Source organism: Exiguobacterium sp. J17977 (assembly GCF_018616375.1).
Taxonomy (GTDB): domain Bacteria; phylum Bacillota; class Bacilli; order Exiguobacteriales; family Exiguobacteriaceae; genus Exiguobacterium; species Exiguobacterium mexicanum.
Genome location: NZ_JAEQBB010000002.1, coordinates 142,879 through 168,948 on the forward strand (window position 1 = coordinate 142,879; position 26,070 = coordinate 168,948).

At 52.1% G+C, this 26,070-nt stretch carries 27 protein-coding genes and 1 tRNA gene; 13 read left to right on the top strand and 15 right to left on the bottom strand.

All coding sequences use genetic code 11. The features are described from left to right. Positions 1-4: 4 nt before the first annotated feature. From KNO58_RS04255 to KNO58_RS04290, 8 genes are all read right to left on the bottom strand, one after another. Positions 5-421 carry a YhfM domain-containing protein gene (locus KNO58_RS04255; protein ID WP_214752042.1) on the bottom strand — a complete coding sequence of 139 codons (417 nt, stop codon included), beginning with the start codon at positions 419-421 and terminating at the stop codon, positions 5-7. Positions 422-502: 81 nt separating this feature from the next. Next, positions 503-790: a hypothetical protein gene (locus KNO58_RS04260; RefSeq protein ID WP_214752043.1), complete on the bottom strand. Its 288-nt coding sequence runs from the start codon at positions 788-790 to the stop codon at positions 503-505. A gap of 107 nt (positions 791-897) precedes the next feature. Next, the gene (locus tag KNO58_RS04265; RefSeq protein ID WP_214752044.1) at positions 898-2,316 is read right to left on the bottom strand and encodes a sucrose-6-phosphate hydrolase; all 1,419 of its coding nucleotides are present in this window, start codon (positions 2,314-2,316) and stop codon (positions 898-900) included. Positions 2,317-2,335: 19 nt separating this feature from the next. Then, the gene (locus KNO58_RS04270) at positions 2,336-3,766 is read right to left on the bottom strand and encodes a sucrose-specific PTS transporter subunit IIBC (protein WP_214752045.1); all 1,431 of its coding nucleotides are present in this window, start codon (positions 3,764-3,766) and stop codon (positions 2,336-2,338) included. After that, the gene (locus KNO58_RS04275; RefSeq protein WP_214752046.1) at positions 3,763-4,707 is read right to left on the bottom strand and encodes a carbohydrate kinase family protein; all 945 of its coding nucleotides are present in this window, start codon (positions 4,705-4,707) and stop codon (positions 3,763-3,765) included. The genes KNO58_RS04270 and KNO58_RS04275 overlap by 4 nt, the downstream gene beginning before the upstream one ends. Positions 4,708-4,815: 108 nt before the next feature. Next, positions 4,816-5,802 carry a LacI family DNA-binding transcriptional regulator gene (locus KNO58_RS04280; RefSeq protein ID WP_214752047.1) on the bottom strand — a complete coding sequence of 329 codons (987 nt, stop codon included), beginning with the start codon at positions 5,800-5,802 and terminating at the stop codon, positions 4,816-4,818. A 47-nt stretch (positions 5,803-5,849) separates the two neighbouring features. Then, the gene (locus tag KNO58_RS04285) at positions 5,850-6,326 is read right to left on the bottom strand and encodes a GNAT family N-acetyltransferase (RefSeq protein WP_214752048.1); all 477 of its coding nucleotides are present in this window, start codon (positions 6,324-6,326) and stop codon (positions 5,850-5,852) included. An 86-nt stretch (positions 6,327-6,412) separates the two neighbouring features. Next, on the bottom strand, positions 6,413-7,276 hold the full coding sequence (locus KNO58_RS04290) for a cation diffusion facilitator family transporter (protein ID WP_214752049.1): 864 nt from the start codon (positions 7,274-7,276) through the stop codon (positions 6,413-6,415). A gap of 180 nt (positions 7,277-7,456) precedes the next feature. On the opposite strand from KNO58_RS04290, the gene KNO58_RS04295 reads away from it, so the two are divergent. The 5 genes from KNO58_RS04295 (at position 7,457) to KNO58_RS04315 (ending at position 12,765) form a co-directional block, all read left to right on the top strand. Next, a complete protein-coding gene (locus tag KNO58_RS04295; RefSeq protein WP_021067357.1) occupies positions 7,457-7,768 on the top strand; it encodes a hypothetical protein in 312 nt (103 codons plus the stop codon). A gap of 38 nt (positions 7,769-7,806) precedes the next feature. Next, positions 7,807-8,601: a class I SAM-dependent methyltransferase gene (locus KNO58_RS04300; RefSeq protein WP_214752050.1), complete on the top strand. Its 795-nt coding sequence runs from the start codon at positions 7,807-7,809 to the stop codon at positions 8,599-8,601. A gap of 136 nt (positions 8,602-8,737) precedes the next feature. After that, positions 8,738-11,113 (top strand): immune inhibitor A domain-containing protein, encoded by a 2,376-nt coding sequence (locus KNO58_RS04305; protein WP_214752051.1) that lies wholly within the window; start codon positions 8,738-8,740, stop codon positions 11,111-11,113. A 110-nt stretch (positions 11,114-11,223) separates the two neighbouring features. Next, a tRNA-Thr gene (locus KNO58_RS04310) sits at positions 11,224-11,294 on the top strand. A gap of 775 nt (positions 11,295-12,069) precedes the next feature. Beyond that, positions 12,070-12,765, top strand: a complete 696-nt coding sequence (locus tag KNO58_RS04315; protein WP_214752052.1) for a queuosine precursor transporter — start codon at positions 12,070-12,072, stop codon at positions 12,763-12,765. 33 nt (positions 12,766-12,798) lie between these two features. Here the strand turns inward: KNO58_RS04315 and KNO58_RS04320 are convergent, their stop codons facing one another. Continuing rightward, a complete protein-coding gene (locus KNO58_RS04320) occupies positions 12,799-13,047 on the bottom strand; it encodes a hypothetical protein (RefSeq protein ID WP_214752053.1) in 249 nt (82 codons plus the stop codon). A gap of 146 nt (positions 13,048-13,193) precedes the next feature. On the opposite strand from KNO58_RS04320, the gene KNO58_RS04325 reads away from it, so the two are divergent. From KNO58_RS04325 to KNO58_RS04335, 3 genes are all read left to right on the top strand, one after another. Next, entirely contained in the window at positions 13,194-13,550 is a 357-nt protein-coding gene (locus KNO58_RS04325; RefSeq protein ID WP_214752054.1) for a PilZ domain-containing protein, read from the top strand. Positions 13,551-13,637: 87 nt separating this feature from the next. After that, the gene (locus KNO58_RS04330; RefSeq protein WP_214752055.1) at positions 13,638-14,270 is read left to right on the top strand and encodes a hypothetical protein; all 633 of its coding nucleotides are present in this window, start codon (positions 13,638-13,640) and stop codon (positions 14,268-14,270) included. Positions 14,271-14,390: 120 nt separating this feature from the next. Then, positions 14,391-14,663 (top strand): hypothetical protein, encoded by a 273-nt coding sequence (locus tag KNO58_RS04335; protein ID WP_251026078.1) that lies wholly within the window; start codon positions 14,391-14,393, stop codon positions 14,661-14,663. A gap of 72 nt (positions 14,664-14,735) precedes the next feature. On the opposite strand, the gene KNO58_RS15420 is transcribed toward KNO58_RS04335, so the two are convergent. Together KNO58_RS15420 and KNO58_RS04340 are read right to left on the bottom strand one after the other, a co-directional pair. After that, positions 14,736-14,870, bottom strand: a complete 135-nt coding sequence (locus KNO58_RS15420) for a hypothetical protein (protein ID WP_260570643.1) — start codon at positions 14,868-14,870, stop codon at positions 14,736-14,738. Between the two features lie 56 nt (positions 14,871-14,926). Further along, positions 14,927-17,590 carry a cation-transporting P-type ATPase gene (locus KNO58_RS04340; protein WP_214752056.1) on the bottom strand — a complete coding sequence of 888 codons (2,664 nt, stop codon included), beginning with the start codon at positions 17,588-17,590 and terminating at the stop codon, positions 14,927-14,929. Between the two features lie 251 nt (positions 17,591-17,841). On the opposite strand from KNO58_RS04340, the gene KNO58_RS04345 reads away from it, so the two are divergent. Further along, positions 17,842-18,876, top strand: coding sequence for a PTS sugar transporter subunit IIC (locus tag KNO58_RS04345; protein ID WP_214752057.1), 1,035 nt, complete (start codon positions 17,842-17,844; stop codon positions 18,874-18,876). Positions 18,877-18,916: 40 nt separating this feature from the next. Here the strand turns inward: KNO58_RS04345 and KNO58_RS04350 are convergent, their stop codons facing one another. The 4 genes from KNO58_RS04350 to KNO58_RS04365 form a co-directional block, all read right to left on the bottom strand. Next, complete coding sequence (locus KNO58_RS04350; RefSeq protein ID WP_214752058.1) at positions 18,917-19,963, bottom strand: lipid II:glycine glycyltransferase FemX; 1,047 nt, start codon at positions 19,961-19,963, stop codon at positions 18,917-18,919. A gap of 228 nt (positions 19,964-20,191) precedes the next feature. Continuing rightward, the gene (locus KNO58_RS04355) at positions 20,192-21,190 is read right to left on the bottom strand and encodes a Gfo/Idh/MocA family oxidoreductase (protein ID WP_214752059.1); all 999 of its coding nucleotides are present in this window, start codon (positions 21,188-21,190) and stop codon (positions 20,192-20,194) included. A gap of 59 nt (positions 21,191-21,249) precedes the next feature. Beyond that, positions 21,250-21,738, bottom strand: a complete 489-nt coding sequence (locus tag KNO58_RS04360; RefSeq protein ID WP_214752060.1) for a GNAT family N-acetyltransferase — start codon at positions 21,736-21,738, stop codon at positions 21,250-21,252. A 79-nt stretch (positions 21,739-21,817) separates the two neighbouring features. After that, positions 21,818-22,243 (bottom strand): OsmC family protein, encoded by a 426-nt coding sequence (locus KNO58_RS04365; RefSeq protein ID WP_214752061.1) that lies wholly within the window; start codon positions 22,241-22,243, stop codon positions 21,818-21,820. Positions 22,244-22,338: 95 nt separating this feature from the next. On the opposite strand from KNO58_RS04365, the gene cls reads away from it, so the two are divergent. The 4 genes from cls to KNO58_RS04385 all read left to right on the top strand — a co-directional run bounded on the left by cls (position 22,339) and on the right by KNO58_RS04385 (position 26,058). Further along, the gene (gene cls / locus KNO58_RS04370; RefSeq protein ID WP_214752062.1) at positions 22,339-23,796 is read left to right on the top strand and encodes a cardiolipin synthase; all 1,458 of its coding nucleotides are present in this window, start codon (positions 22,339-22,341) and stop codon (positions 23,794-23,796) included. Positions 23,797-24,027: 231 nt separating this feature from the next. Next, entirely contained in the window at positions 24,028-24,933 is a 906-nt protein-coding gene (locus tag KNO58_RS04375) for a GGDEF domain-containing protein (RefSeq protein WP_214752063.1), read from the top strand. A gap of 138 nt (positions 24,934-25,071) precedes the next feature. Then, complete coding sequence (locus KNO58_RS04380; protein WP_214752064.1) at positions 25,072-25,632, top strand: class I SAM-dependent methyltransferase; 561 nt, start codon at positions 25,072-25,074, stop codon at positions 25,630-25,632. A gap of 3 nt (positions 25,633-25,635) precedes the next feature. Further along, entirely contained in the window at positions 25,636-26,058 is a 423-nt protein-coding gene (locus tag KNO58_RS04385; protein ID WP_214752065.1) for an RrF2 family transcriptional regulator, read from the top strand. The last annotated feature ends 12 nt before the right edge of the window (positions 26,059-26,070 follow it).

The window sequence follows — 26,070 nt, forward strand, 5'->3', positions numbered from 1 at the left end:
CACCTTATTCATCCACCCCGAGCACTTGAATCAACTGATTCGTCATGTCTCCCGACACGCGGTAGATGAGGTGTGGATGGGTCACGTCCATCAAATAGCTCGGTTGTTGCTTCTGACCGAGCCAAAGCTGATACTGTGCCATCACGCCGCCCTTCCAATGAAGTTCCAGGTCAAAGTCAGGTTCCCCGTGAATGGAATCTTCGAGCGCCTCATCTGCATTCCGCAACATGTCCGCAAACGGTCTCACTTTCTCGATCTCATTGAACATGATGAAATCCGTCTCATTGAACGAACCGATCCCTGACGACTGGGCGACTCGCGCTTGAATCATTTCTTCTCTATCCAATTCACTTTCCTCCGGCTCTATGAAAGCCTTGAACATCGCCGAAGCCACTGTCATAATGGCTCGATTTCGTTTCATTCCCTCCACCCCATTCGCGTTGATAGTCATCTTTTACGAAAATCCGGACGAAAGGTTTCACAATTTTTGACATCGAATCACTCATGCCTGTCTTCGCGATTTCTCTAAGAAAATCGGCAATAGGTTCAAGATGATTGAGATGCTGGTGAGAACCCATAATGCCCGTCCCATACCTGGTATGACATCCGCCAACGCACTCCAATCCTCCGCTTCGACCCAGACAGATAAATAGCTGTAATCCGCGCATACTGTCAATGCTGTCAAGGACAACGCAATCGCCATCGGCAGCTTGTAATCTTTCCCGACGCTGAACGTATATAAATTGACCAGTGTCGCCCCAATCGCCAGTAATCCCAAAATCATCCACACGTAAACCATCCCCTTTATCATATGTAATTTATTACCTATTCTCAGAATAGCATATAGTGCTCAATTTAATGGGAAACAAAAAAGCCGAGCCGAAGCTCAGCTTTTCCTTATTGATACGTCCAACCGGTCAGGCTCGCAGTCGCGCCTTCGTAGCGCAACTGTTTCTCAAGCTCACTCGGGAAGACGCGGAGCGTCGCGACCGCCTCCCCGTCATTGACGAAGCATTCGACACTTGACGAGTCGACGAACAAATGAAGCGACGTCACGGCAATCTCCTTCGTCCGCGTCGTGCCATACTCGGTCGCGAACGGCTCGCCAGTATGCGTCCGGTCGATCGTCAATTCGCCGGCCGCTGCGTCGTACCGGATGACGAGTGACTCGTCGCCGACTTGAAGCAAGTCGAGGCTAAAGTCTGACCCGTCCGTTTTCAACTCCAGCTCGTACCGGTCCGGAGTTGCGATACTGACTGACGTGCCAGACACGTCGAGGAACGTGTCTCGGCGAAGCGTTGTCATCTCCGCCACCGGACGCTGCTTGAGCGACCCGTCCTCGATTGTGAGCACACGCGGTAGTGTCAAGGCGTGGGCCCAACCGAACCGGTCCGTCGGATACTCGATTTCAGGGAGTCCCATCCAACCGACGAGCACGCGACGCCCGTCCTGTTCTGTCGTCTGAGGCGCGTAAAAATCGAAACCGAAATCGAGTTCCTCGAACGCGCCGTGTGTGAACGTCAACGTCTCAACATCGAGCTTGCCGATCAAGAAACCGGACTGATAGATGTTGTGATACCGATGCCCGTCCGGTTCAATCCCTTGCGGCGAGAAGACGAGGACGTGCTGCCCGTCCAGTTCGAACACGTCGGGACATTCCCACATGTAGCCGAACGAATCGAGTCCCGTCTCAATCTCACCGAGGAACGTCCACTCGTCCAAGTCGCTCGATCGATACAACACGACGCATCCCGTCTCATCTGTGCGTTGTGCACCGACGACGGCGTAATAGACGCCGTCCTCGAGCCACACTTTCGGGTCACGGTAGTGTTCGGTGTATCCGGCCGGCACGTCCGGGATTGCGACGTTACGTCGCTCAATCTTTCCATCCCGTAACACGCCGATCACTTGCGAGGCGTGACGCGTCCAGTCATCCGTCCGGTGATTGCCGGTGTACATGACGTGGAGTTCTCCGTCCTTCACGAACCCGCTGCCTGAATAGGCACCGTGTGAATCTTCGGTCGTCTCCGGGACTAACGCTACCCCGCGGTCCGTCCATGTGACGAGGTCGGGTGATGTGACATGATACCAATGCTTGAGACCGTGTACCGGTCCGAGTGGGAACCACTGATAAAACATATGATATTCCCCATTGTAATACGTGAATCCGTTCGGGTCGTTCAGGAGTCCCGTCGGCGGTTGGATATGGTATCCGAACCGCCACGGGGAAGCCGCTGTCTTTGTGCGGAGCGTCTCCATCTCGAGGGCACTCACGTCACGTAACGAGCGGTAACGCTCTGCCTTCGTCCAACTCATAACATCACTTCCTTTTTCCTTAGGCTGCTTCCTTGACTGCTTCTTTTTTCGCTTGGCGTTTCGCGAGCACGAACGTCAATCCGAAGGCGACCGCGAAGGCGATGGCCATCCCGATGATGTAAGAGACGATTGACGCTGGTGCGATTGAGATGATCCCTGGAAGACCTGCCGCACCGAGGGCGACGGCGAGGACTTCACGTCCGACGATGAACGCCGAGGCGATCCCTGAACCGATGATGGCCGCGATGAACGGATAGCGTAGTTTCAAGTTGACCCCGAACATGGCCGGCTCCGTGATTCCAAGGAGTGCCGAGATACCAGATGCCGAAGCGACACCTTTCATCTTTTGATCACGTGTCAAGAAGAAGACAGCGAGTGTAGCCGCACCTTGTGCGACGTTCGACATGGCTGCGATTGGGAAGATGAATGATCCGCCCGTACGTGCGATATCGGCGAGAAGTTGCGTCTCGATAGCGATAAAGCTGTGGTGCATCCCTGTGATGACGATCGGTGCGTACAAGAGACCCATGACGAGACCGCCGAAGAAGCCGAGTGAGTCGTACGTCCAAACGAGACCGTCGATAATCAAGTTACCCGCTTCACGCGTGATCGGTCCGACGAAAGCGAACGTGACGAACGCCGTGATAAGGAGCGAGAGGAGCGGTGTGAGCAAGATATCGAGTGAAGCTGGCATGAATTTACGGATATTGATTTCAAGTTTCGACAAAATATAAGCGGATACGAGGACCGGTAACACTTGTCCTTGGTAACCGAGTTTCTCGATTTCAAAGCCGAGAATATTCCAAACCGGGATATCGCCGACCGTTGCTTGTGCATAGGCGTTGACGAGGTCCGGGTGAACCATGATCATCCCGAGCGCGGCGCCGAGGTACGGGTTACCCCCAAACCGCTTGGCGGCGGAGAAACCTATCAGGACAGGTAGGAAGACGAAGGCGGCGTTCGCGAATGTGTTGATCATCGCGGCGAGATCGGCGATGCCAGGGTACTGGTCAATTAATGAGCTGCCGTCGAAGAACAAATCAGGTGCCGTGAGCAAGTTGTTGATCCCCATCAAGAGACCACCGGCGACGATGGCCGGGATGATCGGGACGAAGATATCCGATAACATCTTGACGAACTGTTGGAGCGGGTTGCCTTTCTTTGCGCCGGCCGACTTGACGTCGCTTGTCGACATGTCGCCGAGCCCTGTCAATTGGGCGAATTCGGCGTACACTTTGTTGACCGTACCTGCACCGATGATGATTTGGTACTGGCCACCGGTCGAAAAGGTTCCTTTGACGACGTCTAAGGCGTCCAATTTCTTCTCATCGACTTTTGATTCATCGTTCAAGACGAGGCGGAGCCGGGTCGCACAGTGGGCCGCGGCGGCGACGTTGTCTTTCCCGCCAATCGCCTCTAAAATCGCTTCTGCTTCTTGTCTGTAGTTCATGCTGGTTTCCCTCCTAGCGCTTCAAGCACGCGTTGTTGTGATGGTATGGCTGGAATCGCGCCGTAGGCCGTACACGTGAGTGCGCCGGTCACGTTCGCATATTCGATGTCCTGCAAGAGTCGGCCGTCATCGATCCCGAGTGTCGACAACCGATACAGATATGCTCCGACGAAGGCGTCGCCCGCTCCCGTCGAATCGATACTGTCAATTTTGACGGAGGCGATGACGTCTTTGACGTCTTTCGTCGCAATTAGCGTCCCACGAGAGCCGAGCGTGATGGCGATTCGTTTCGCACCCGCTGCGAGAAGCGAAGCGACCGCTTCGTCTAAATCGTTGAGTCCCGTCAACAAGTGCGCCTCTTCTTCGCTCAACTTGACGAAGTCCGCTTCGGCGATGAAGTGGAGCGAATCTTGTTTGAACGCCTCGAGGTCGGTCACGAGCGCGTCACGGTAGTTCGGATCGAACGAGACGAACAAGCCGTCACGTTTGGCGAACTGGAGCAGTTTAAAGTAGGCGTTCTTTAACTCGCCGTCGAGGAGCGCCGTCGCCGATCCGAAATGGACGATGTCTCCAGGCTTGAATGCCGCCAAGTCAATCGACTCGAACGCATAGTCGCCGTCGCTGCCGCGGCGGAACGTGAAGTCACGCTCTCCATCCGCTTGAATCGAGACGAACGCGAACGTCGTGTCACCTTCCTCGACCAAATTCTCGACGCCGACACCGTTATCGACGAGCGTCTGTTTTAAAAAGCGCCCGAACGGGTCTGCCCCGACTTGACCAAGGAAACTTGAGCTTCCTCCATGCTTACTGACGACCGCAGCAACGTTTGCCGGAGCGCCCCCTGCTTTCTTTACGAATGTCGTCCCGTTGACGAGGTCGCTCGAGGCGTCCTCACAAACCCAATCAATCAGTAGTTCCCCAATGCAATGTACGGTGTTCATCCGTCCACCTCCATGTCTAAATGGTTGCTTCGTAGCATCTATCGAACCGGTTCCAAAAATGAATAAAAAATGTTGCGGAACCGGTTCCGCAACACAAATGTAAACGATTTAATTTAAAATGTCAACGCTTTCGCGCAGTTTTAATTCAAAAGTTGTGAACGTTTTCATTGGGATGGTTTCACCTGTTAACAACTGGAGAATCATGTCAGCCGCACGGGAACCGGTCCGTCGATATGGCAGGTGGACCGTCGTGATCGACGGATGGAGCACTTCGGTAAAATCATAGCCGCCGAATCCACTCACCGAGATGTCGCCCGGGACCGTCTTGCCGGCGTTGGCAAGTCCCTTCAACACGCCGAGGGCGATATTGTCGGTCGCACAGACGACGAGTGATGCCGACTGTTCATGTCCAATCTGCATCCCAATCGGAATCGCATCGTCGATTTTAAATGATGTCGTATATATCTTCACATCCGCCCCGGCCTCATTGAAGGCGCGTAAGAAACCGTCACGTCTCGTTTGACCGACGGCGATGTCGTACTCCTCGACACCCACATAGATGATATCGCGATGTCCCCAATCCATGAACTGCTTCCCGAGGGCATACGCCGCATCAAAGTCTGGATAGACGAGGCTATGGACGTGACCATGTTCCTGACCGATCAAGAGGACCGGGATTTGAATGTCTTGAATCGCCTGCAAGTGTCGTTCCGTCACGGTCGTCCCGAGCCAAATGATGCCAGCCACTTTTTGTTTCGCCAAGTTGTACAGCTGCTCTATCTCACGCTCCGTCTGTTGGGCCGTGTTAACGACGAGCATTTGATAACCGCGTTCGGTCAGTCGTTCGTCGATGCCCATCATCGTTCGTGAAGCGGCATAGGAATCGAGCCGCGGCACGATGACCCCAATCATTTTCGTCTGTTTCGATTTCAAACTTTGCGCGAACTGGTTCGGCTCATAGTTCGTCTCTTGGATGACGCGCTCAATCTTGTCGCGGGTCGCCTGTCCGACCGAGCCCCCATTCAAGTAACGGGAAACGGTGCTTTTCGCGACCCCGGCCAGTTTGGCGATGTCATTGATTGTCACTTGTTTCATCTCAAAAACCTCCATACGAAAAAACTGACGCGTCAGACGCCGTCAGTTCAATGGTTAATTACATATCGTTTTTTAAAGTTTAAATAGTAGAGGCCGTTCCGTTTCTCGAAGCCGTTCTTTTCGAGAACGTGACGTACCGCTTCCTGATGCGGGCTCGTCGACGGGATACCGGCACGGACCGTATGCCCTTCTTTCAAATCGGATTGCTCGAGCGCGAGGCGAAGTCCTTCTGTCGCATAGCCTTTGTCCTTGAATGGGTCGAACACCATCAAATCGAGCTGATAGACGCGAGCCAGTTTCAAGAGCAACACTTTCCCGACCGTTTGACCATCGACACGGAGGTCGAAATAAAAGTCCTCCCCATAGCTATGGGCGTCGGCTGAGTACACCTGCTCTTCGCCCATCTCGACAAAGATGCCTTTTAACTCTTCGGCTGACATACCGTAAGAACTTTGACCGTATTTTTTAAAATGCTCATATTCGATCTCATCAATCTGACGAATAGGTTGACGCACGATTTCCATCCCGTGCCCTCCTTAACAGTTATCTCATTGTCTTTCCACAATCATTATATACGAACGGCGCCGTGAAGCGCAAAAGATAACCGAAATCAGACCGGCTCGATGTGGATGTGGACCGAATCGACGGCATGATGCTCGTCGAGTTCACGCTCGATGTCGTCACATAAATCGTGCGCCTCTTCAACAGTAAGGCTTCCTTCGACGGCAATCGTCACATCGAGCATGACGTGGTTGCCGAGGTGACGTCCTTTGATTTCGCGGACCTCTTTGACGGCATCGAACTGTTGGATCGTCTCCTCATACGAATCGACGAGGTCCGGGGGGAATCCGTCCGAGAGCTGATGGGTCGCGTCGAGGAAGATTTGAATCGCCGTTCGGATAATCATCCCGGCGATGAGGACGGCGAGCACCGTATCCATCCACGGCAATTTAAAGTAGGCAAACAGGACGCCGAGCGTCGCCCCGATTGAAATCATGGCGTCGGCGAGATTGTCTTTCGCCGCCGCCTTCAAGGCGAGTGACCGGGTCTGCTTCGCCAATCTTGAATTGTACGCATATACGCCGAACATGACGAGCGCGCTCACGAACGCGACGACGGCCGCGAGCGGGTTCGGTTCCACGTATTCGCCCGCGAGCAACGTGGCGATGCTGTTCAATAGAACGAACACGCCGACGGCGACCATGATGAGCGAGGCGACGAGTGCGGCGAGCGTCTCCATCTTGGCGTGCCCGTATTTATGTTCAGCGTCCCGTGGGAGCGCGGCGATGCGAATGCCGATATAGACGGCGATTGATGCGATGATGTCGGTCGTGTTGTTGAATCCGTCGGCGAGGACGGCTTCCGAATTATACAAATAACCGAAGACGACTTTTAGGACTGATAAGACCAAATACGTCGTGATGGACAAAATGGCGCCTTTGAGCGCTTTTGGTGGATGAGTTGTCGACTGCATCCGACCACCTCCTTATTAGCTAAGTCAGTATACCAGTCGAATGTCGTGTGGGCATAGAGAAACAGTGTTTCCCTTACTCAAATAAAATGGAATATATTCCCGGTAGTTTCGTCTTTCAAAAATTATGGTAAAGTAAATAAGAAGATACCTAACGGTTACCCAACAAAAGAGGTGAAACGAATGTTTACAGAACGTGATGGAATCAAGCTTCGTTTGGAACAAATTGACAGATTGCTCGCCGATTTGAACCGAGAAGCAAAACAATTGATGGCTCGTCTGCGCGAACTCGACGCAAGCGGTGAAAACCCGCATGAAGTGACGCTCAAGCCGGAAGATCGCGATACGCTCAAATCGTCAATCGATGAGACGCTCGAAGCGCTTCAAAGCCGCTCGAAACGCCCGATCAACCCGAACGATGAGAAGAAGAAAGAACTCGCCTCGCATAAGGCGCTCATCGACGAATTGTCGGATTTACTCAGCAAGAAAAAATGAGACGCCTCTGCGTCTCATTTTTTCAGTAAGGAGATATTATGACCTATATCGTTACGACTTGTTTACGCCCGACCGAGGCGATCATCGAACGCGCTGAGGCTCATGCGGCGACTTATGGCGTTCGTTTCGTCGCCCGGCGCAAACACTCCATCGACACGTTAAAGCAACGTCACCACGCCGGCGTGCTCGTATTTGATAAGCGTCGTGTCGAATATACTCCGCTCGAAGGAGATGAACCGTTTTTCTTCCATCCATCGAGCTCGGTGTTCCGCGTGAAGCAGCTCGCGCGCGGCGGGAACGACCCGCTCGTCGATGCTACCGCAATCAAACCAGGTGACCGCGTCCTAGACTGCACGCTCGGACTCGGCTCAGACAGCATCGTCCTCAGTCACGCCGTCGGTCCGACCGGTCGTGCCGTCGGACTCGAGAGTGAATTCGTCACCGCCATGCTCGTCAAAGAAGGCATGACCGTCTGGGAAGAGAAGCATGATGCGGTCAATGAGGCGATGCGTCGACTCGAGGTCGTCTGGACGGATGCCCTCACTTATTTGAAAACGTGTCCGGACAATTCGTTTGACGTCGTCTACTTCGATCCGATGTTCGAAAAGACGATTTCAGAATCAGTTCACTTGAACCCATTACGATCCCTCGCCAACACGAACCCATTGTCTCACGAACTCATGACGGAAGCCCGTCGTGTCGCGGCCAAACGGATTGTCTTAAAGGCTCATTTTGAGAGTGAGACGTTCGAAACGTTTGGTTTTACAAGGGTTGTGCGCAAAACGTCCAAATTTCATTACGGTGTCATCGACATGGAGACTCAACTCCCTTAGGTCTTAAGGACCAACAGGGACGAAAGTCTCTTTTTTTGATTCATATTTTCTGAATATTGACATTAATCTGACACAAGTTTAACGTTGGATTCAAGCTCACACAATTTCCCATTATTTTCACAGGAGGTTAATACAAATGAAAAAACGTTCCATCCGTCGTACGACGCTCGCCGTCGCGCTGACATCAGTCATGAGCGTCAGTGCGATCCCGGCCGTCGGCGCCGCTCCACTTGCGTCTTCACCGCTACCAACCCCGAGCACGAATGCTCCATTCGATCACAACATCATCGATGAGGATCGACTCGCCAAAGCGCTCGAGAAACGAGGCGTCATCAAAAAAGGGCTTTCGGCCACCGAGCGCCAAAAGGCCGTCGACGCTTATATCGAGAAGAAACAAGGCAACGCGACAGACGTTCATAAGCACGACGATGAGTTAAATGAAAAAGCAGCCAAAGCGAAAGAGAAGATACATAACCAATTCGAGAAAGAATCGGAGCGTCTCCTCGACAAAGCGAAAAAAGGTCAAGCGAACTATCGTAAAGGCAAACCGAACGGTCAAGTCAAAGTCGATCCAGCTCAACAGGCAGGCTATAATGGCGCCGTCCGTGAAGACAAAGTTCTCGTCCTTCTCGTCGAGTATAGCGACTTCAAACATAACAACGTCGTTCAAGAAGAAGGATATCTATATAGTGATAACTTCAGTAAAGAACACTACGAGCAGTATATGTTCGGCGACGAATCGTTCGAATTGTTCAACGGTGACAAAGTCCAGACGTTCAAACAGTATTATGAGGAGCAGTCTGGCGGCAGCTATACGGTCGATGGCACCGTCTCGGACTGGTTAAGTGTCCCGGGGACAGCGAAAGACTACGGCGGTGACAATCCGGCCGGTGGAAATGATAACATCGGACCTGGTCCACGCCAACTCGTCAAAGACGCGTTGAACGCGGCGGTCGCTTCGGGCGTCGATCTCGCCGAGCACGATCAATACGATTTGTATGACCTTGATGGCGACGGCGACTTCAACGAGCCGGACGGCTTGGTCGACCACTTGATGATCATCCATGCCGGTACAGGCCAAGAAGCGGGTGGCGGTGTCCTCGGTGACGACGCGGTCTGGTCACACCGTTGGGTATTAAACGGTGTTTATCCGGTCAACAATACAAAGGCAGCAGTTCCATACTGGGGCGGTAAAATGGCGGCCTACGATTACACGATTCAACCGGAAGACGGTGCAGTCGGCGTCTTCGCTCACGAATTTGGTCACGACCTTGGGCTTCCAGATGAATACGACACACAGTACACTGGTCAAGGTGAGCCGGTCCAATCATGGTCGATCATGAGCGGCGGCAGCTGGGCTGGTAAAGTGGCAGGAACGGAGCCGACGAGCTTCTCGCCACAAAACAAAGAGTACTTCCAAAAATTGATGGGCGGTAACTGGGCAAACATCACGGAAGTCGATCTTGAAGACATCACGCAACAAGGTTTCGTCTCGAAACTCGATCAGTCGGTGACGAAATCGACGAACCCTGGTTTGTTGAAAGTAAACCTTCCTGACAAGAAAGTGAAAGGTATCGAGCCGGCATACGGGAAGTATTACTACTACTCGACGAAAGGCGATAACTTGCATACCGAACTCGCGACACCGACGGTCAAACTCGGCGCGGACGGTACGCTCGCGTTCGACACACGTTTCGATATCGAGTACGACTACGACTACTTGTACGTGAAAGCACTCAGTGGCGGCAAAGAAGTCGTCCTTGATGTCTATGGCGATGACAACACTGGAAACGGTGCGGAATCGACAAAAGGCGCTTGGGTGAACAAATCGTATGACTTGTCTCAGTTCGCTGGGCAAGACGTACAAATCGTCTTCGAATACGTGACAGACGGCGGACTTGCGCTTGAAGGGTTCGCACTCGACAACTTGTCAATCACATCAGGCGGTCAATCGCTTCTCGCAGACGATGCGGAAGGCGCTGAGAAAGTCACGCTCGACGGCTTCGTCAAGTCGGACGGTTGGGATTCGAAACCGCATTACTACTACCTCGAATGGCGCAACCATGCTGGTGCGGATACAGGTCTCTTGAACGGCCGTGGCGTCAAGTACAACACAGGTCTCGTCGTCTGGTATGCGGATGATTCGTTCTCAGACAACTGGGTTGGCCTCCACCCGGGTGAAGGTTTCCTCGGTGTCGTCGATTCACACCCTGAGGCACTCATCGGCAACTTGAACGGCAAAGAAACAGTATCAGGCAGCACACGTTACCAGATCGCCGACGCGGCGTTCAGCTTAGATAAGACGCTCCCTTGGTACATCGATTCACCGAGCCGTGGTATCTATGACTACAAAGCTCAACCAGGCGTGAAACAGTTCAACGACGCCAACACGTACATCAACTCGCTCATCCCAGATGCGGGCCGTAAACTTCCACAATACGGACTCGTCGTCGACGTTGTCGGCGAAGCGAAAGACAACTCGGCTGGAGCTGTTTGGGTCCGGACGAAGTAAGCTTGATTCAACGCACCCCCTTCCTTCTCACTATGAGGAGGAAGGGGGTCTTATTATTCTAAAAAAGCTTGAAATTTCAGATCAGACTGTGTAACATACTAGTTGTAACCGCCTCTGTAGGTTAGTGGCAGACCTCAGCAATGGTAATGCTGCAGCACGAGTTCGATTCTCGTCGGAGGCATCAATAATACCGCTCAACCAAGCGGTTTAAAGCACTTCCTGTTTATGACAGGAGGTGCTTTCTTTTTGTCATTGCACAGAAATTGCACAGTTTCTCGATTTTTGTGTTGTCGACAAGGCTAAATCATTTGTCGAACGATTGTTATCTCAATCAACGGTCTTGTGCTCCATCATGGCACCAAACGCCTCGGCTGTCTCTTTCTGGAGGGACATAGTTATTTGCTTTACGTGACCTCATTGTATTGCAATATCACGTAATAAATTGTAACCATGAATGTAATGACAGACGACAAAAACGCCCCGAAGGACGCTTATTTGATGTATTCCTAAATCTTTACTAGACTCCTTACTACTCATTCAAATTGTTTTCATTCGCTTGATAGCTTTCTTTAGAAGTGAAAAAGAAAATGATAGACAATATAAAAAGTGCTACTGGGAATATCACTAAAGAAGGATTAAATCTAGCAGAACTAATGGCATATTCTCCGTACAAATAAATTGTCATCCATAAAGAGCAACATAATAAAATCACTGCCGATATAACTTTCAAAATTTCCCCACCTTTCTAGGAATATTATAACCAATTTCTCGAGCTACTTTCGGTTGCTTTCGAAATAAGTGGTGCATAATCGCATACTAACTAAATATATCGCTCTCATCCAAGACTCGGGTGAGAGCTTTTTCTGTTTAGTCACGAACTGTCTTGACACAGTTTCCGTTCCTCTATAAACTTGTAAAGTTGACAGAATGAATGATTTGGAAGGAGTACAATCCCCATGCTCAATGAATGGTTATGGATTCCTTCTGCCTTGCTCACGCTCGGTCTGCTCGTCCTCAGCTATAAGCTGTTCGGACGCGTTGGACTGTTCGCCTGGATCGCGATGGCCTCGGTCGTCGCCAACATCCAAGTGACGCAGCAGATTGTAATCGGTGGTTTCATCTTTACACTCGGGAATATCGTCTACGGTTCCCTTTATTTAGCGACAGACATCTTGAATGAAAAATATGGTCGGCACACTGCCCAAAAAGGCGTCTGGCTCGGCTTCTTCATCTTGATTGTCTCGACCGTGCTCATGCAATACGCATTGCTCTATGAGCCGTTCGAAGAGGCGCTGTTCATGCATGAGAGCTTCGAAGCGCTGTTCTCGATGCTTCCGCTCATCACGCTCGGTAGTCTCGCCGCGTACCTCGTCTCGCAACTGTTCGACGTCTTCATCTATTCGAAGATTCGCGCCAAGACGGGTGAGAAAAAACTTTGGCTTCGGACGACCGGTTCGACCGTCGTCTCTCAGTTCATCGACACGCTCACGTTTTGTACGATCGCCTTCTGGGGCATGGAATGGGATATCTGGTGGAACATTTTCATCACGACATATGTCGCCAAGTTCATCATCGCCTGGATGGCGACACCGTTCATGTATTATGCGAAACGGACCGTCCCACAGGAAGACGAGAAAGAAGAAGCAGCTTAAGCAAAACCGCGAGCCCCTCGGCTCGCGGTTTTTTTACTTTGCTTTGATATGAAGCCGCACCGCATAAGGGCGTGCGTCTTCAAGCGACGATTTCTCCCGACAAACGGTGAGCGCCACGTACGCGTCGATGGCGAGCGCCTCGATGGCCTCGTCCTTCGCCTCGACCTCTAGTATGGTGTAGGGCGGCAGTTGTTCGAGCTTGACCCACTGCCCGTGTAGATTTTTCGCGTAGATGATTGGTTCGTCGATCGAATACCGTCGTAGCAAATCCTTGACGTTCATACGATCCCTCCTTCACCAACTCTGTCTTTCTATTATAGAAAGCGTTTGCAATCCTGTAAACCGCGCTTCCTAAATTTTGGTGGCTTTCCCCCTTCACGATTCACTTCAAATAGCCGATAATCTAGGTAGAGAAATGAGGTGAACCGATGCGCTATCGACGACAAGAAACGTTTCGCTATATCTTACCAACTCCCCGCTTCATCCCGTATCGCCTCATCTGGGAAGATAAAGAACTGCATGACGGGGAAGCACAACTGCTCAATATCAGTGCCCACGGTCTGAAGATGCGGTGCGACTATTTATTTCCATTGTCTGAAGGGTTGAAAGTCCAAGTTAAACTGGACCTCGTCCCATTGATTCAACCATTGGATGTGACTGGACACGTCCGTCATCGCGGACAGATGGGAAGCTATTATGACTATGGGATTCTTCTTGAGACGAATTCGGATGAGACCCAACAACTCGTGACGATGATCAAGGCGTATGCTCGTGAAAATCAATGAGAACGTGTCGATTGACACTTCTCATTTTTTGTTCGCTTGATTCCGGGGTATACTAATGGAAACAGAGACAGACTCGAGGTGTAGGGCATGACTAGAAAGTTTTTACTCATTCCATGGGCCGCTGCAATTGCCATCGCGCTCCTCGGCCCGAACGAACCGTTCTCGAGCCGGTTTTTGCTCGACTTCATCACGTATAACACGGACGCCTATGAAGGATATTCGCTTTCCTTGTTCAGTATCCTAGGTGTCTATCCGCTCGCCTTGTTCCCGCTTCTATGGTCCGAGGTGAACCAGTTGCGCCCGAACCCGCTCTTACCGGCTGCGACCGGTTTCGTCGTTGGCGGCTTCATCATCGCGCCGTATTTGGCGTTCGCGCGGCAATCGCCTTATCCGACACCGATTAAACCGCTCCCGACCCGACTGCTCGGGGTGCTGCTCTTGGTCATCACGATTGGATTGTTCATCGCCGCCTCGACGACCGGCAACGTGGCCGAGTATTGGTCGTACGTCGAACAGAACCAGTTCGTCCGGACGATGACAGTCGATTTCTTCTTGCTCGCTTTCATCCAAATCACGTTGATGAACCGGGATGCCAAACGCTATAAGATGAGCTTGTCGCCGCTGCCTTACATCCCCTTGTTCGGGTTACTGTTCTGGCTGATTATTCGCCATAAACAACCGTTCAACGAGGCACCGCCAAGCCGACTAAAAATGAAATGAGCCGAGCCCCTGTCGCATTCGCGTTAGGGGCATGCTGATGGAAATCAGGATGACGGTTCCCAAATCGGGCCAGCTCCTATATACTGAGAATTCAGCTTACAGACGAAAGAAGGTACACCCATGAGATTTTTCAAAGTGATGACGCTTACGAACGACAGAGGCGAAGACATCATCTTGAGCGAATACTTCAAAATCAACGACAAACAAGTCAATCAGTTTTTGAAGGATACGCTCGAGCTTGATATGTACGACCAGAACGTGACACTGAAAGAGTGTCAGGTCGCCAAGGACCGTTGGGAATGTCCGGTCGGCGATTTTACCATCGTCGAATATTTCAATGAGAAAGAGTTCGACAAGATGACCGAGTATCGCAGCCCGGCACCGAAGAAATAACAGTAAAAAGGGATTTCCGACATTGATCGGAAATCCCTTTTTGTATGAGTCGCCGTTCTAACATCGGCGTCCTTAGTTTGAGTCGTCATTATCCTGTTCCGGATCCGGATCTGGATGTTGTGTCGGTGCCGGTTTCGTGGCCGGATCGGACTGTTCATCCGGGACTGGATCTGGGTGTACCCCAGGCTGTGATTCATCACGTTTCATTGAGCATCCCTCCTCTGCATAATACATGAATTCCACATTCCGTCTTCACTAAAACATCAGTGTATGTCTTTGTTACCGATGACACGACGCGAGATGGCTTTCTCGATTTCGACGATGACAAAGACGATGAGACCGAACGCGACCGGATAAATCCAGTCTTGCAGCTCGAGCGGTGCTGTACCGAACAGCGTATGCATGAACGGGACGTAGGTGATGAACAACTGGAGTCCAATCAATAGTGCTGAGACGACAAACGCGATTTTATTGTCGAAGAAGTGACGGTTGAAGGCTGGCGCGAGCTCGGTCCGACAGTTGAACAAATGGAACAGTTGCGCCATGACAATCGTATTGAGCGTGATTGTTTGCAACTTGTCGGTCGAGTAATCGAAATCACCGAGCATATAGTTGATGACGAGACTACCGCCCCCGATTAAAATCGAGACGAACGTGATGCGGAAGACGTAATAGCGACTTAATAGCGGTACGTTCGCCGGACGCGGCGGGCGTTTCATCGTGCTCTCTTCAAGCGGCTCGAACGCGATGGCGAGCGAGAGTGTGATGGCGACGACCATGTTGACCCAGAGGATTTGAACCGGGCTGAGTGGTGCCGATGCGCCAAGCAAGATACTCATGGCGACGAGGAGTGCTTGTCCACCGTTTGTCGGGAGCAAGAACAAAATCGTCTTCTTCAAGTTATCGTAGACGCGGCGTCCTTCACGGACGGCGTTATAAATCGTCTTGAAGTTGTCATCGACGAGGACCATCTGCGAGGCTTCTTTTGCGACTTCCGTCCCTTTAATCCCCATCGCGACCCCGATGTCGGCCCGTTTCAAGGCCGGTGCGTCATTGACACCATCTCCGGTCATCGACGTGATTAATCCGTTCTGTTGCAACCCTTTGACGAGACGAAGTTTATCGTTCGGGCTCGTCCGGGCGAAGACGTCATTATGAACCGACGCCTCTTTGATTTCTTCGTCGGACATGTTCGTCAATTCTTTCCCTTCAAGGGCACCTTCAACTTCCATGCCGAGTTCTCGCGCGATGGCGACGGCCGTGTCTTTATGGTCGCCGGTGATCATCTTGATGCGGATCCCAGCGTCACGACAAGCCGCGACCGCTTCAATCGCTTCTTGACGTGGTGGATCGACGATACCGTATAGGCCAAGGAACGTGATGCCGTTCTCAACGTCTTCATGGTCGACCGTCTCTTTTGAGGCGTCGACGCGCTTGAAGCCGCCCCCGAGCACGCGTTGTCCGCGGTCGGCAATCTCTTTTCGTTTCTCATCCCAGTAGGCGCGGTCAAACTCCGTGTCTTCCGCCATATCGAACAGGCGGTCCGGCGCCCCTTTGATGAAGATCATGCGCTCGCCCTTATAATCGACGAGCGTCGCCATATATTTGTACTCCGAATCGAATGGAATCTTCGAGATGACGTCCAAACGTTCGATCGGCCGCTCCGCCTTTTCGGCGAGCGTGAGCAAGCATGCTTCCGTCGGGTCACCATTGACGACCCATTCGCCGCCTTCTTCGTACAACTGGGCGTCGTTACACGTTTTCCCGACTGTGAGCAAATCAATCATCGACTCGTCATCATCCAAATCGAACGGTTGACCGTTCAATTCCAAATCACCGTCCGGCTCATAACCGCTCCCTGACACTTCGATGTCGTGTTTGGCCGTGACGACTTGTTTGACGGTCATCTCGTTCTTCGTCAACGTCCCGGTCTTATCGGTACAGATGACCGATACGGCACCTAGCGTCTCAACCGACGGCAGGCTACGAACGATGGCTTTCTTCTCGGCCATGTTACGGACACCGAGCGCGAGAATGATTGAGATGACGGCCGGCAATCCTTCTGGGATAGCGGCGACGGCGAGACCGATCGTCGTCAGCATCAACTCAATCGGGTCGAAATCGCGGACGAAGTAACCGAACGCGTAAATGACGACCGAGATGACGAGGATGGCGATGGATACCGTCTGACCAAACTTCGTCGTCTGGCGAATGAGCGGCGTCTTCACCGTCTCGACTTCAGCAATCGAGGCGTTGATTTGGCCGAGCTCCGTGCCTTCTCCGATGGACGTGACGATTGCTTTCGCGCTTCCTGTCGCCACGCTCGTACCTGAATAAATCATGTTCTTGCGATCGCCGAGGACGGCGTCTTCCGGGACGACTTGGATTTTCTTCTCGACCGTCGTCGCTTCTCCCGTCAATGCCGACTCCTCGACTTTGAACTTCTCTGCTTGAATGACACGGGCGTCAGCCGGTACCTTGTCTCCGGCAGCGAGTACCAAGATGTCCCCGACGACGAGGTCGCTCGAGTCGACTTGGCTCTGCTTGCCGTCACGGATGACGCTCGCCTTCGTCTCGAGTAACTTTTTGATGCCTTCTAACGCTTGCTCGGCCTTGTTCTCTTGAAGGTAACCGACGACCGCGATAATCGTCACGACGAGCACGATGACGATCGTATCGATGTACTCCCCTAAAAAACCGGTGACGACCGCGGCACCGAGTAAGACAAAGACAAGAATATCATTGAATTGACGCAAAAATTTTATGATTTCAGGTGTCTTCTCTTTCTCGGGCAATACGTTCTTCCCGTACTGCTCTTGCCGACTTGACACTTCCCCTTTCGACAGACCACTGTCCGTGTCCGTCTCGAGCGAACTCTGTACCGCATCCGGTTCGAGTGCGTGCCAATTTTTGTTCTCCATCTGCATCTCTACTCCTCCTTGGTCATTCCTATATGAAAAGTCTTTCCCCTTTCTGTTCCCACTCCGGGCCGGACTGACACATATGAGCTTGTTTTTTCGCGAATTTCACAGTTAATTTTGTTCACAATTATCCAATTCCTAAGATGGAAACGCTACCACCAAAAAAAGTCGTGTCAGATGGATGAAATGGCTTTACAGAACCGTTCGAATGGTTAACTATAGAGGAAATATAGAACAGAGAGAAAGAGGTACACCATATGGTCATTATTCAAGGTATCGCACTTTTACTGTTGATTCTTGCCTTATTCACATTATTCAGCTACAAAGCCCCGTTCGGGATGAAAGCGATGGGCGCCCTTGCCGGCGCCGCCATCGCCAGTTTCCTGGTCGAGGCATTCAACGCCTACGCCATCGGCGGTCTGCTCCCGCTTCCTTTATATGAAGAAGTAGGACAAGCAGCCGGTTCATTATCAGGTCCGGCAGCAGCCGCGCTCGTATCGATCGCCCTCGGCATCAATCCAGTTTACGCGCTCATGCTCGGACTATCGGTCGCCGGATTCGGGATTCTTCCCGGCTTCTTCGCCGGCTACATCCTCGCGCTCGCCGGTCGTAAATTAGACCGGCACTTGCCGGCCGGTGTCGACATGATCTTCTACGTCATCATCATGGCTCCGCTCGCCCGTCTCGTCGCGACAGGCGTCGATCCGCTCGTCACGAACACGCTGACACAAATCGGTGCGGTCATCGAACTTGCTGCGACACAGAACCCGGTCGTGATGGGACTTGTCCTTGGTGGCATCGTCACGGTCGTCTCGACGTCGCCACTTAGTTCGATGGCTCTCACAGCCATGCTCGGTTTGACAGGTGTGCCGATGGCCATCGCCGCCCTTGCGTTGACGGCGTCAATCTCGATGAACTTCTTGCTGTTCAAGCGGTTGAACATCGGGACGAAGAAAGACCAACTATCAGTCGCCATCGAACCGCTCACGCAAGCCGACCTCATCTCGGCGAACCCGATTCCCATCTACAGCGTCAACTTTGTCGGCGGTGCGATTGCCGGACTCATCGTCGCCATGACCGGTATGGTGAACGATGCCCCAGGTTCCGCTGCCGGGATTCCGGGATTGCTTGTCATGTACGGATTCAACGATTGGCAGACCGTGACCGTGACGGCGCTCATCTTGTTCGGTGTCGGAATCGTGGCTGGACTCGTCGGTAGTAAGCTGTTCAAAAACTTCCCAATCACCCGCCAAACCGAAAAAATGGCCGCTTCCGACGAAGAGGCCGCTTAATACAAAAGGTTCTCACTCCATCTCGAGTGAGAACCTTTTGTTATCGTTCCGCTTGGACCTCGGTGACCGTCTCTGCGACTGGTGTCCGATAGAGCGGAAAGAAATCAGATGGCCCGTAGCGGAGCAAATGGTCTTGGTTCAACCGATGATACACCACCTCGTCGAGCACGGCCTGGCCGATGTAATACGTGAGCGGCTCATCACCCGAGAAGCTCTGCTTGAAGTCATAAAGCGCATCTTCCCCGGTCGCACCGCCACCGAGATGAACATACGCCTTATCTTTTTCGACCGCGCGACGGATCATTTCGCGGAACAAGAAGTGGTTCGGTCGGAGCGCCAAGTAATCTGCATCCGATCCACCAAGATGATAGTGGGCCCCGTCGTCCCCGAACAACATGAACACACCTGCCACGATGACGCCGTCATGAACGGCGAACAATAGTTCCGTCTCACACGTATCGCTGTTCCACAGGTCCTCGAAATATCGGTCCGGGAAATAATAGACGTCGTTCGCAGCACGTCGGTCCATCGTGGCCCGATACAATCGAATGAACTCACACAGTTCATGCGCCTGCCCGCGAGCGACTGTCACCTGTTCACGGATGGCCCGCTTGACGTTCCGTTTCGTCATCTTGCTGAAACGTTGCTCCAACTGCTCGAACGAATCATCAATCCGGACATGGACTGTCTGGCGAATCGGGACGGCTCGTCCGAACGCTCGCATCAAATCCGGGTCGAGGCGACACGGATGATAACGGATCGTTTCGGTGACGGTCGCTTGATTCTCAGGACGCTGCAGAAAGAGTTTGCGTGCCTCTCGAACGTCCTCGTTTGTGAAGTTTCCCTCTCGGAACGGACCACCGTAACCGTACGCCGTGACGAGATCGTCATAACGATGGGCGACTGGACGACGGATGTACGGGTATATTAAAATCCCATCGTCCTTCGCTGCGATATACAACTCAGGCTGCTCGCCGGGTTCACAGTTGGCCAACACGTAGTCGTAATGGTCATACGCATCACAGTTGACCTCCTGTAGCCAATTCTCCCATTCCCAACGGTTCTTCACGATTTGATTGAACATCATTCAATCCCCTCTTCCTCAAAATCGTCAATGGTCTAAATCACAATCGGACATCACGAGTCGTTTCCTATGTCCTGTTCCCATTCATGACTGACTATTTGAAAGATGAGGATAGCTTTTTGTTGTTAACAAACATGAAGCGAGTTTGTTGATTCACAATAAAATCATCGAGATTTCTCTAAAATTATAAAAAAGACGACCTTACCGAATACGGCAGGTCGTCCTACAGGATTATAAGTTGAAGTCGAGGACACGTTGCGAACGGGACGACTCACGGGCCGTCTCGATGATGCGTGTCGTCAACAACGCATCTTGAAGCGTGACGAGCGGACGTCGTGTCGTATAGCTATCCGCGAGCGCTTGATAGAACGATACGTAGTCGCCAGGTTCGATGTCAATCGTCGCTTCCGCATCCGTGACGATTGTTCCGGTCTCACGGTCGGGGCATCTGACTTCCCCGTTCCGGAGACACGCCTCTTGCGGATCGAGCCCGATTTTAAGGAAGCTGCCTTCCGTCCCGTGCACTTCGAATCGAGGTGCCTCGATGGCAATGAACGGGTTCGAGCGAAGATAGACCCGTTTCTCTCCATAATACAACGTCACATGGAACCCGTCATCGGACTGGCCACCGTCACGTTGAATCATGACATCGGCCGATACTTGATCCGGCGCCCCGAACAAGACGAGCGCTTGGTCAATCAAATGGCTGCCGAGGTCAAATAGAATACCGGCGCCGGGTCCAGCATTCTCGCGCCAGCGGTCACGAACGAGCGGACGGAACCGGTCGAACCGTGACTCGAGCACTTTCCAGTCACCGAGGCGGTGTTCTTCGAGCAATCGTTTGACCGTCAAGAAGTCTCCATCCGTCCGGCGATTATGGAAGACGTTGACGATGCCGTCACTTGCCTGTTCGAGCGCAATCAATGCCTCGCCTTCCTCCGTCGTCACGAACGCCGGCTTCTCGACGAGCACGTCTTTCCCTGCTTCCAGGCACCGTTCGACCATGTCTTTATGTAAATCGGATGGCGTCGTGATGACGAACAACGAAGCGTCTGTCGCAAGCGCCTCGTCTAACGTCGCGTATACAGTGACGTCGCCGAGTGCGGCTCGTACGTCCTCTGGGCGTGAGGAGACGACACCAGCGATTTGGAAGTCATCGAGTTCCTGTAAAAATGGTACATGGAATGTCGTCGCGGAAAAACCGAAACCGACAAGTATTGTATTGATCATCTTGTTTCCTCCCATCAATTCGCTTCTCAGTATATCAAAAAAAGGGGTTGGTTGACCCCTTATGCACTGACACTCTCATCCATATTGTATTCGAACGTGTTGTATCCGTCCCGTGAGTCCACGAAGACGAAGCCAAACCGTGGATAATAACTATTCAAGAACGCATTGTCGGCCACACAATCGAGCCGGATCGGTTCATGTGTGTCGGCCTCACGCAAGACGTGCTCCATCAGTTGCTGACCGACGCCTCTGCCTTTCAATCGTTCGCTGACGACGATTCGATGGATATATTGGCCGCGTTCGCCATCTTCCCATAAATTGTGATCCCAGTCATCTGCCGGAAGTAAGGCGATCGAAGCCAATACCGATCCGTCTTGCTCGTACACGTAGACGTGTCCCGAGGTGATGTCCGTCTGCACCCGATCCATGAGGTCTTGCTCCAAATATTCCGTCCATTGGTCGCTACCTTGTTGTTTTAGCGCTACGGCTCGTTGTTCGATTAGGTCCGCGATGTGTTTGGCATCGCGTTTCGTCGCGAGTCGAATCATAACGTCCTCCTTTGTATTGCAGTATTTGAAATACAAATATAACGGACCGTTTCGACTCTTTTCAACCATCTTGCTCACATCACGCGAACGGGACGACCTCGCCGCCATTCAACTGATAACTGTACGTCATCGTCGCGTTTAGACTGTGCGACACGGAACAATAGCGGTCGACCGACAACTCGATGGCATGGCGGACCCGTTCTTCCGGCATGTCCCCGTCGAGGACGTATAAAATGTGAATCGCCGTGAACTTCTTCGGATGTTCTGTCGCCCGGACACCGTCGATTTTCATCTCGAACCGCTCGAGCGGCAAGCGCATCTTATGCAAAATCGAGACGATATCGATTCCTGTACAGGCAGCCGTCGCCTGCAGGAGCATCTCGGTCGGCCGCGGACCCGTGTTGAGGCCGCCAACGTCTTCCCCGGCGTCGAGCGTCACGTCATGACCTGACGGCGTCGTCGTCTGGAACGCCATTCCCTGTTTCCAATTCACTTGTAAATGCATCTTTGTCTCCTCCTTATGTTTCGATAGCTTACTATTCCCTTGAATGAGGTATTATTAATCTATGCACTGAAATTGTCGTTTAGGGAGTTGGTCGTTTGGATTGGTCGGTCATTATTAGTTGGGGACTGTATATCGTCCTCGGATTGAATTTATTGTTCGCGTTAGCCGTTATTTTCGCGGAGCGCCGTGATGTCGGGGCGACGTGGGCTTGGTTGCTCGTCTTGTTCTTCTTGCCAATTCTTGGGTTCATCGTCTACATGTTTCTCGGACGGCAGTTGAAAAAGGACAACTTCTTTAACTTGAGCGTCGAAGAGCGGTCGTTCCACGCGCTGCAAGTCGATAGTCAAATCGAACAGATTCGCCGGAAAGAAACCGCTTTGGCTCAACCAGTGTTCGAGAAGTATGAGCAACTGCTCGAGATGAACTTGCGCTCTTCGAAATCGCTCATTAGCGTCCATAATAAATCCGCCATCATGCACGACGGCGAACAGAAGTTCAAAGCGCTCATGGACGACATCCGGAGCGCCGAGACGGAAATCAACATTCAGTACTACATCATCCAACGGGACGCGCTCGGGAAGGCGCTCATCCATGAACTGATTGAACGGGCCAAGGCGGGTGTCAAAGTGCGTCTCCTCTATGACGCGGTCGGCTCGCGCAGCCTCCGCAACTCCGACTTCAAAGAATTGATCGCCCATAACGGCGAGGTCCGTGTCTTCTTCCCGCCGACGCTCGGCCTGATCAACTTTAAATTGAACAACCGGAACCACCGGAAAGTCGTCATCATCGACGGCAAAATCGGCTACGTCGGTGGATTCAACGTCGGCACCGAATACCTCGGCCTCGTCGAGAAGTTTGGTTACTGGCGCGATACACACCTTCGTGTCGAAGGGGACGTCGTCTATCATTTACAACACCGGTTCATCCTCGATTGGAACTATTCCGGCAGCAAACATCATGACCCGGAGAACTCGTTCTGTTTCGCCCGCCATGACATCAAGGACAAATCGCCGATGCAAATCGTGACGAGCGGTCCGAACTCGGACACGGAACATTTGAAAAACATGATGATTAAAATGATTATGTCGGCGAAAGAGCGCGTCATTATTCAGACGCCTTACTTCATCCCGGACGCGAGTTTCATGGACGCCTGTAAGATGGCGCTCCTGTCCGGCGTCAAGATGGACATCATGATACCCGGCAAGCCCGACCATCCGTTCGTCATGTGGGCGTCGCTGTCATTCCTCGGCGAACTGCTCGACTATGGGGCGAACGTGTATATGTACGGGGAAGGGTTCCTGCACGCCAAGACGCTCGTCGTCGATGACGAGATTTCAACCGTCGGGACGACGAACTTGGATGCCCGCAGCTTCCGCTTGAACTTTGAAGTGAACGCCGTCATCTATGACGAGCGGGTCGCGCTCGAACTCGCATCACTGTTCGAATCAGACGTCGCCGTCAGCCGGAAGTACACGGTCGATGATTACGCAGCCCGGAAATGGACCGTCCGGATGCGCGAAGGCGTGTCACGATTGCTCAGTCCAATCTTATAATCTCTATTCTTTTGAGTCGCCCTATCGTGTCGGATTAGCCATCGACATGATGGGGCGATTTTGATCTGGTGGAGCTGAAAGATCATCTCACAACAAGCTGTGACGATTTCTCGTCATATTCTAAATTTTGTTAGCTTTTTAAAGAATACTCGCTAGTTCTTTCCCAAATTAGGGTATAAAGTATCAGTACTAACGTCCTACACTACCGCTACGGCTAGGAAAGGAGGAAGTATGCGTTCACGCATATGTCATACAATGGCTGATCATGAACCCATTCACCAAGACCGAGACACCACGAAACCCGATCCTTCCTCATGGGACCAGCTTCCGATTGGCTTGTTCGCCTTCAACCTGCACGGCCAGATCGTCAGCTATAATGAAGCTTTCATCGATTTGTTGGGTATATTGCCGATTTCGAGTCTATCGCTAGAGCGGTGCTCGTCATCTGCGTTCGATTTGGCAGCTGCCATCCGCAACGTCTTGAACGGACAGACGATTCGCATGGCCGGCTGGTATAAACCGCCGGAACGGCAACCTCGCTTCATTCGCACGACGATGTCCCCAAGTTATTCGCCAGACGGTGATCTCGATGGCGGTGTCGGGATTTTAGAAGATGCGACCGAGCAACGGCGTTATGAAGAACGGATGGAACACCTGTCCTCGCTCGATCCATTGACAGAACTGTATAACCGGAAGAAAGTCGGCGACGTCCTCTCGACGACGGCCCAAGAGACGGTCGACAAACGGGCACCCGCCGCAGTGATTATGCTCGACATCGATTATTTCAAACTCGTCAACGATACGTTCGGTCACCCGACCGGTGACCTCGTCTTGCGCTCGATCGCCCAATTGCTCAGGCGCAACATCCGCAAGTCGGACTCAATCGGGCGTTGGGGCGGTGAAGAATTTTTAATCGTCGCCCCCCAGTCGACGCTCGCCGATGGCGTCCAGCTCGCCGATAAGCTCCGGCAAAAGATTAATGCTGAACCGTTCGGCCCCGTTCCACGCGTCACCTGCTCGTTCGGTGTCAGTTCGCTCGAGGGCGGAAAGACGGTCGAACAGGCGCTCCAAGACGCGGACGAGGCACTTTACGTCGCCAAGAACCGTGGTCGTAACCAAGTGTCGAGCAAGCGATAGTTCGCAAAAGGATGCGCCCGTGCATCCTTTTTTATATGGACATCCGATTCCGTCAAGATGGCTAGCCTTTACAACCTTGAGAAAATTGATTATAGTTATTACAGACTCGTTATATCTATAATTAAAGGAGTGTTTATCATGCATGAGCAAGTCACTAAAAAAGCGGCCCGACTCGACTCCCTTCAACGGATGCCGGCAGAAGAAGTATTAAGTTACTTGTCTTTGGCACCTGATGACCACGTTCTCGATTTAGGCGCAGGGACCGGTTATTTGAGTCTCCCACTCGCTCCTTTGGTCACACGGGTGTTTGCAGCCGATCACGATCAAAGCATTCTCGATTACCTCGAGACGAAAGCGCTGAAACTAGGACTCACAAATGTATCTCCCCTTCTCGCAGATTTTCGAAAGCTACCTTTGGCTAATGGCACGATTGACAAGACCGTCGCCTCGATTTCGCTTCACGAAGTATCTCCTCTGCATGACGCCCTCACAGAAATTTACCGGACTTTAAAACCTGGCGGACGCTTCTTATGTCTCGAATTGGAGAAACAGGCTACGGCACGAGGACCCCGCGTCACTGCCAACGAGATGGAGCAATCGATGCGGGCGAGCGGATTCAATATCCTTGAAATCGTTCACCCCGATTCGACGATTGCGAATCAACCAGTCTATATCATTATTGCCAAAAAGGAGTCATGATCCATGCAATTCTCTAAAAGTACGGACTACGCCCTTCATGCGTTGGCTTATTTGGCACACCTCAATTCGTCCGAACCGACCGGGATCAAACAGCTGGCTGATGTGTTGAACGTATCGGAAACCTATCTGTCAAAAATCATGACCAACTTGCGTAAAGATGGACTCGTCAATGCGGTTCCTGGCGCAAAAGGAGGATATGAACTGGCACGCGAGGCATCCCGTATTTCGTTTCTCGATGTCATTCTCGCGTTGGAGGGCCGTCAACACCTGTTCGAATGCTCGAACACGACGTCCAAACAACACAACATGCTCGTCCAGGAAACACCTGCCTCGGAATGCCGAATCAAGCGCGTCATGGATAGCGCTGAAACACAATTCTATGAATATCTTTCCAACCAGAGCATTCAATCGGTCATCAGTCAGTGAAGCATATTTGTA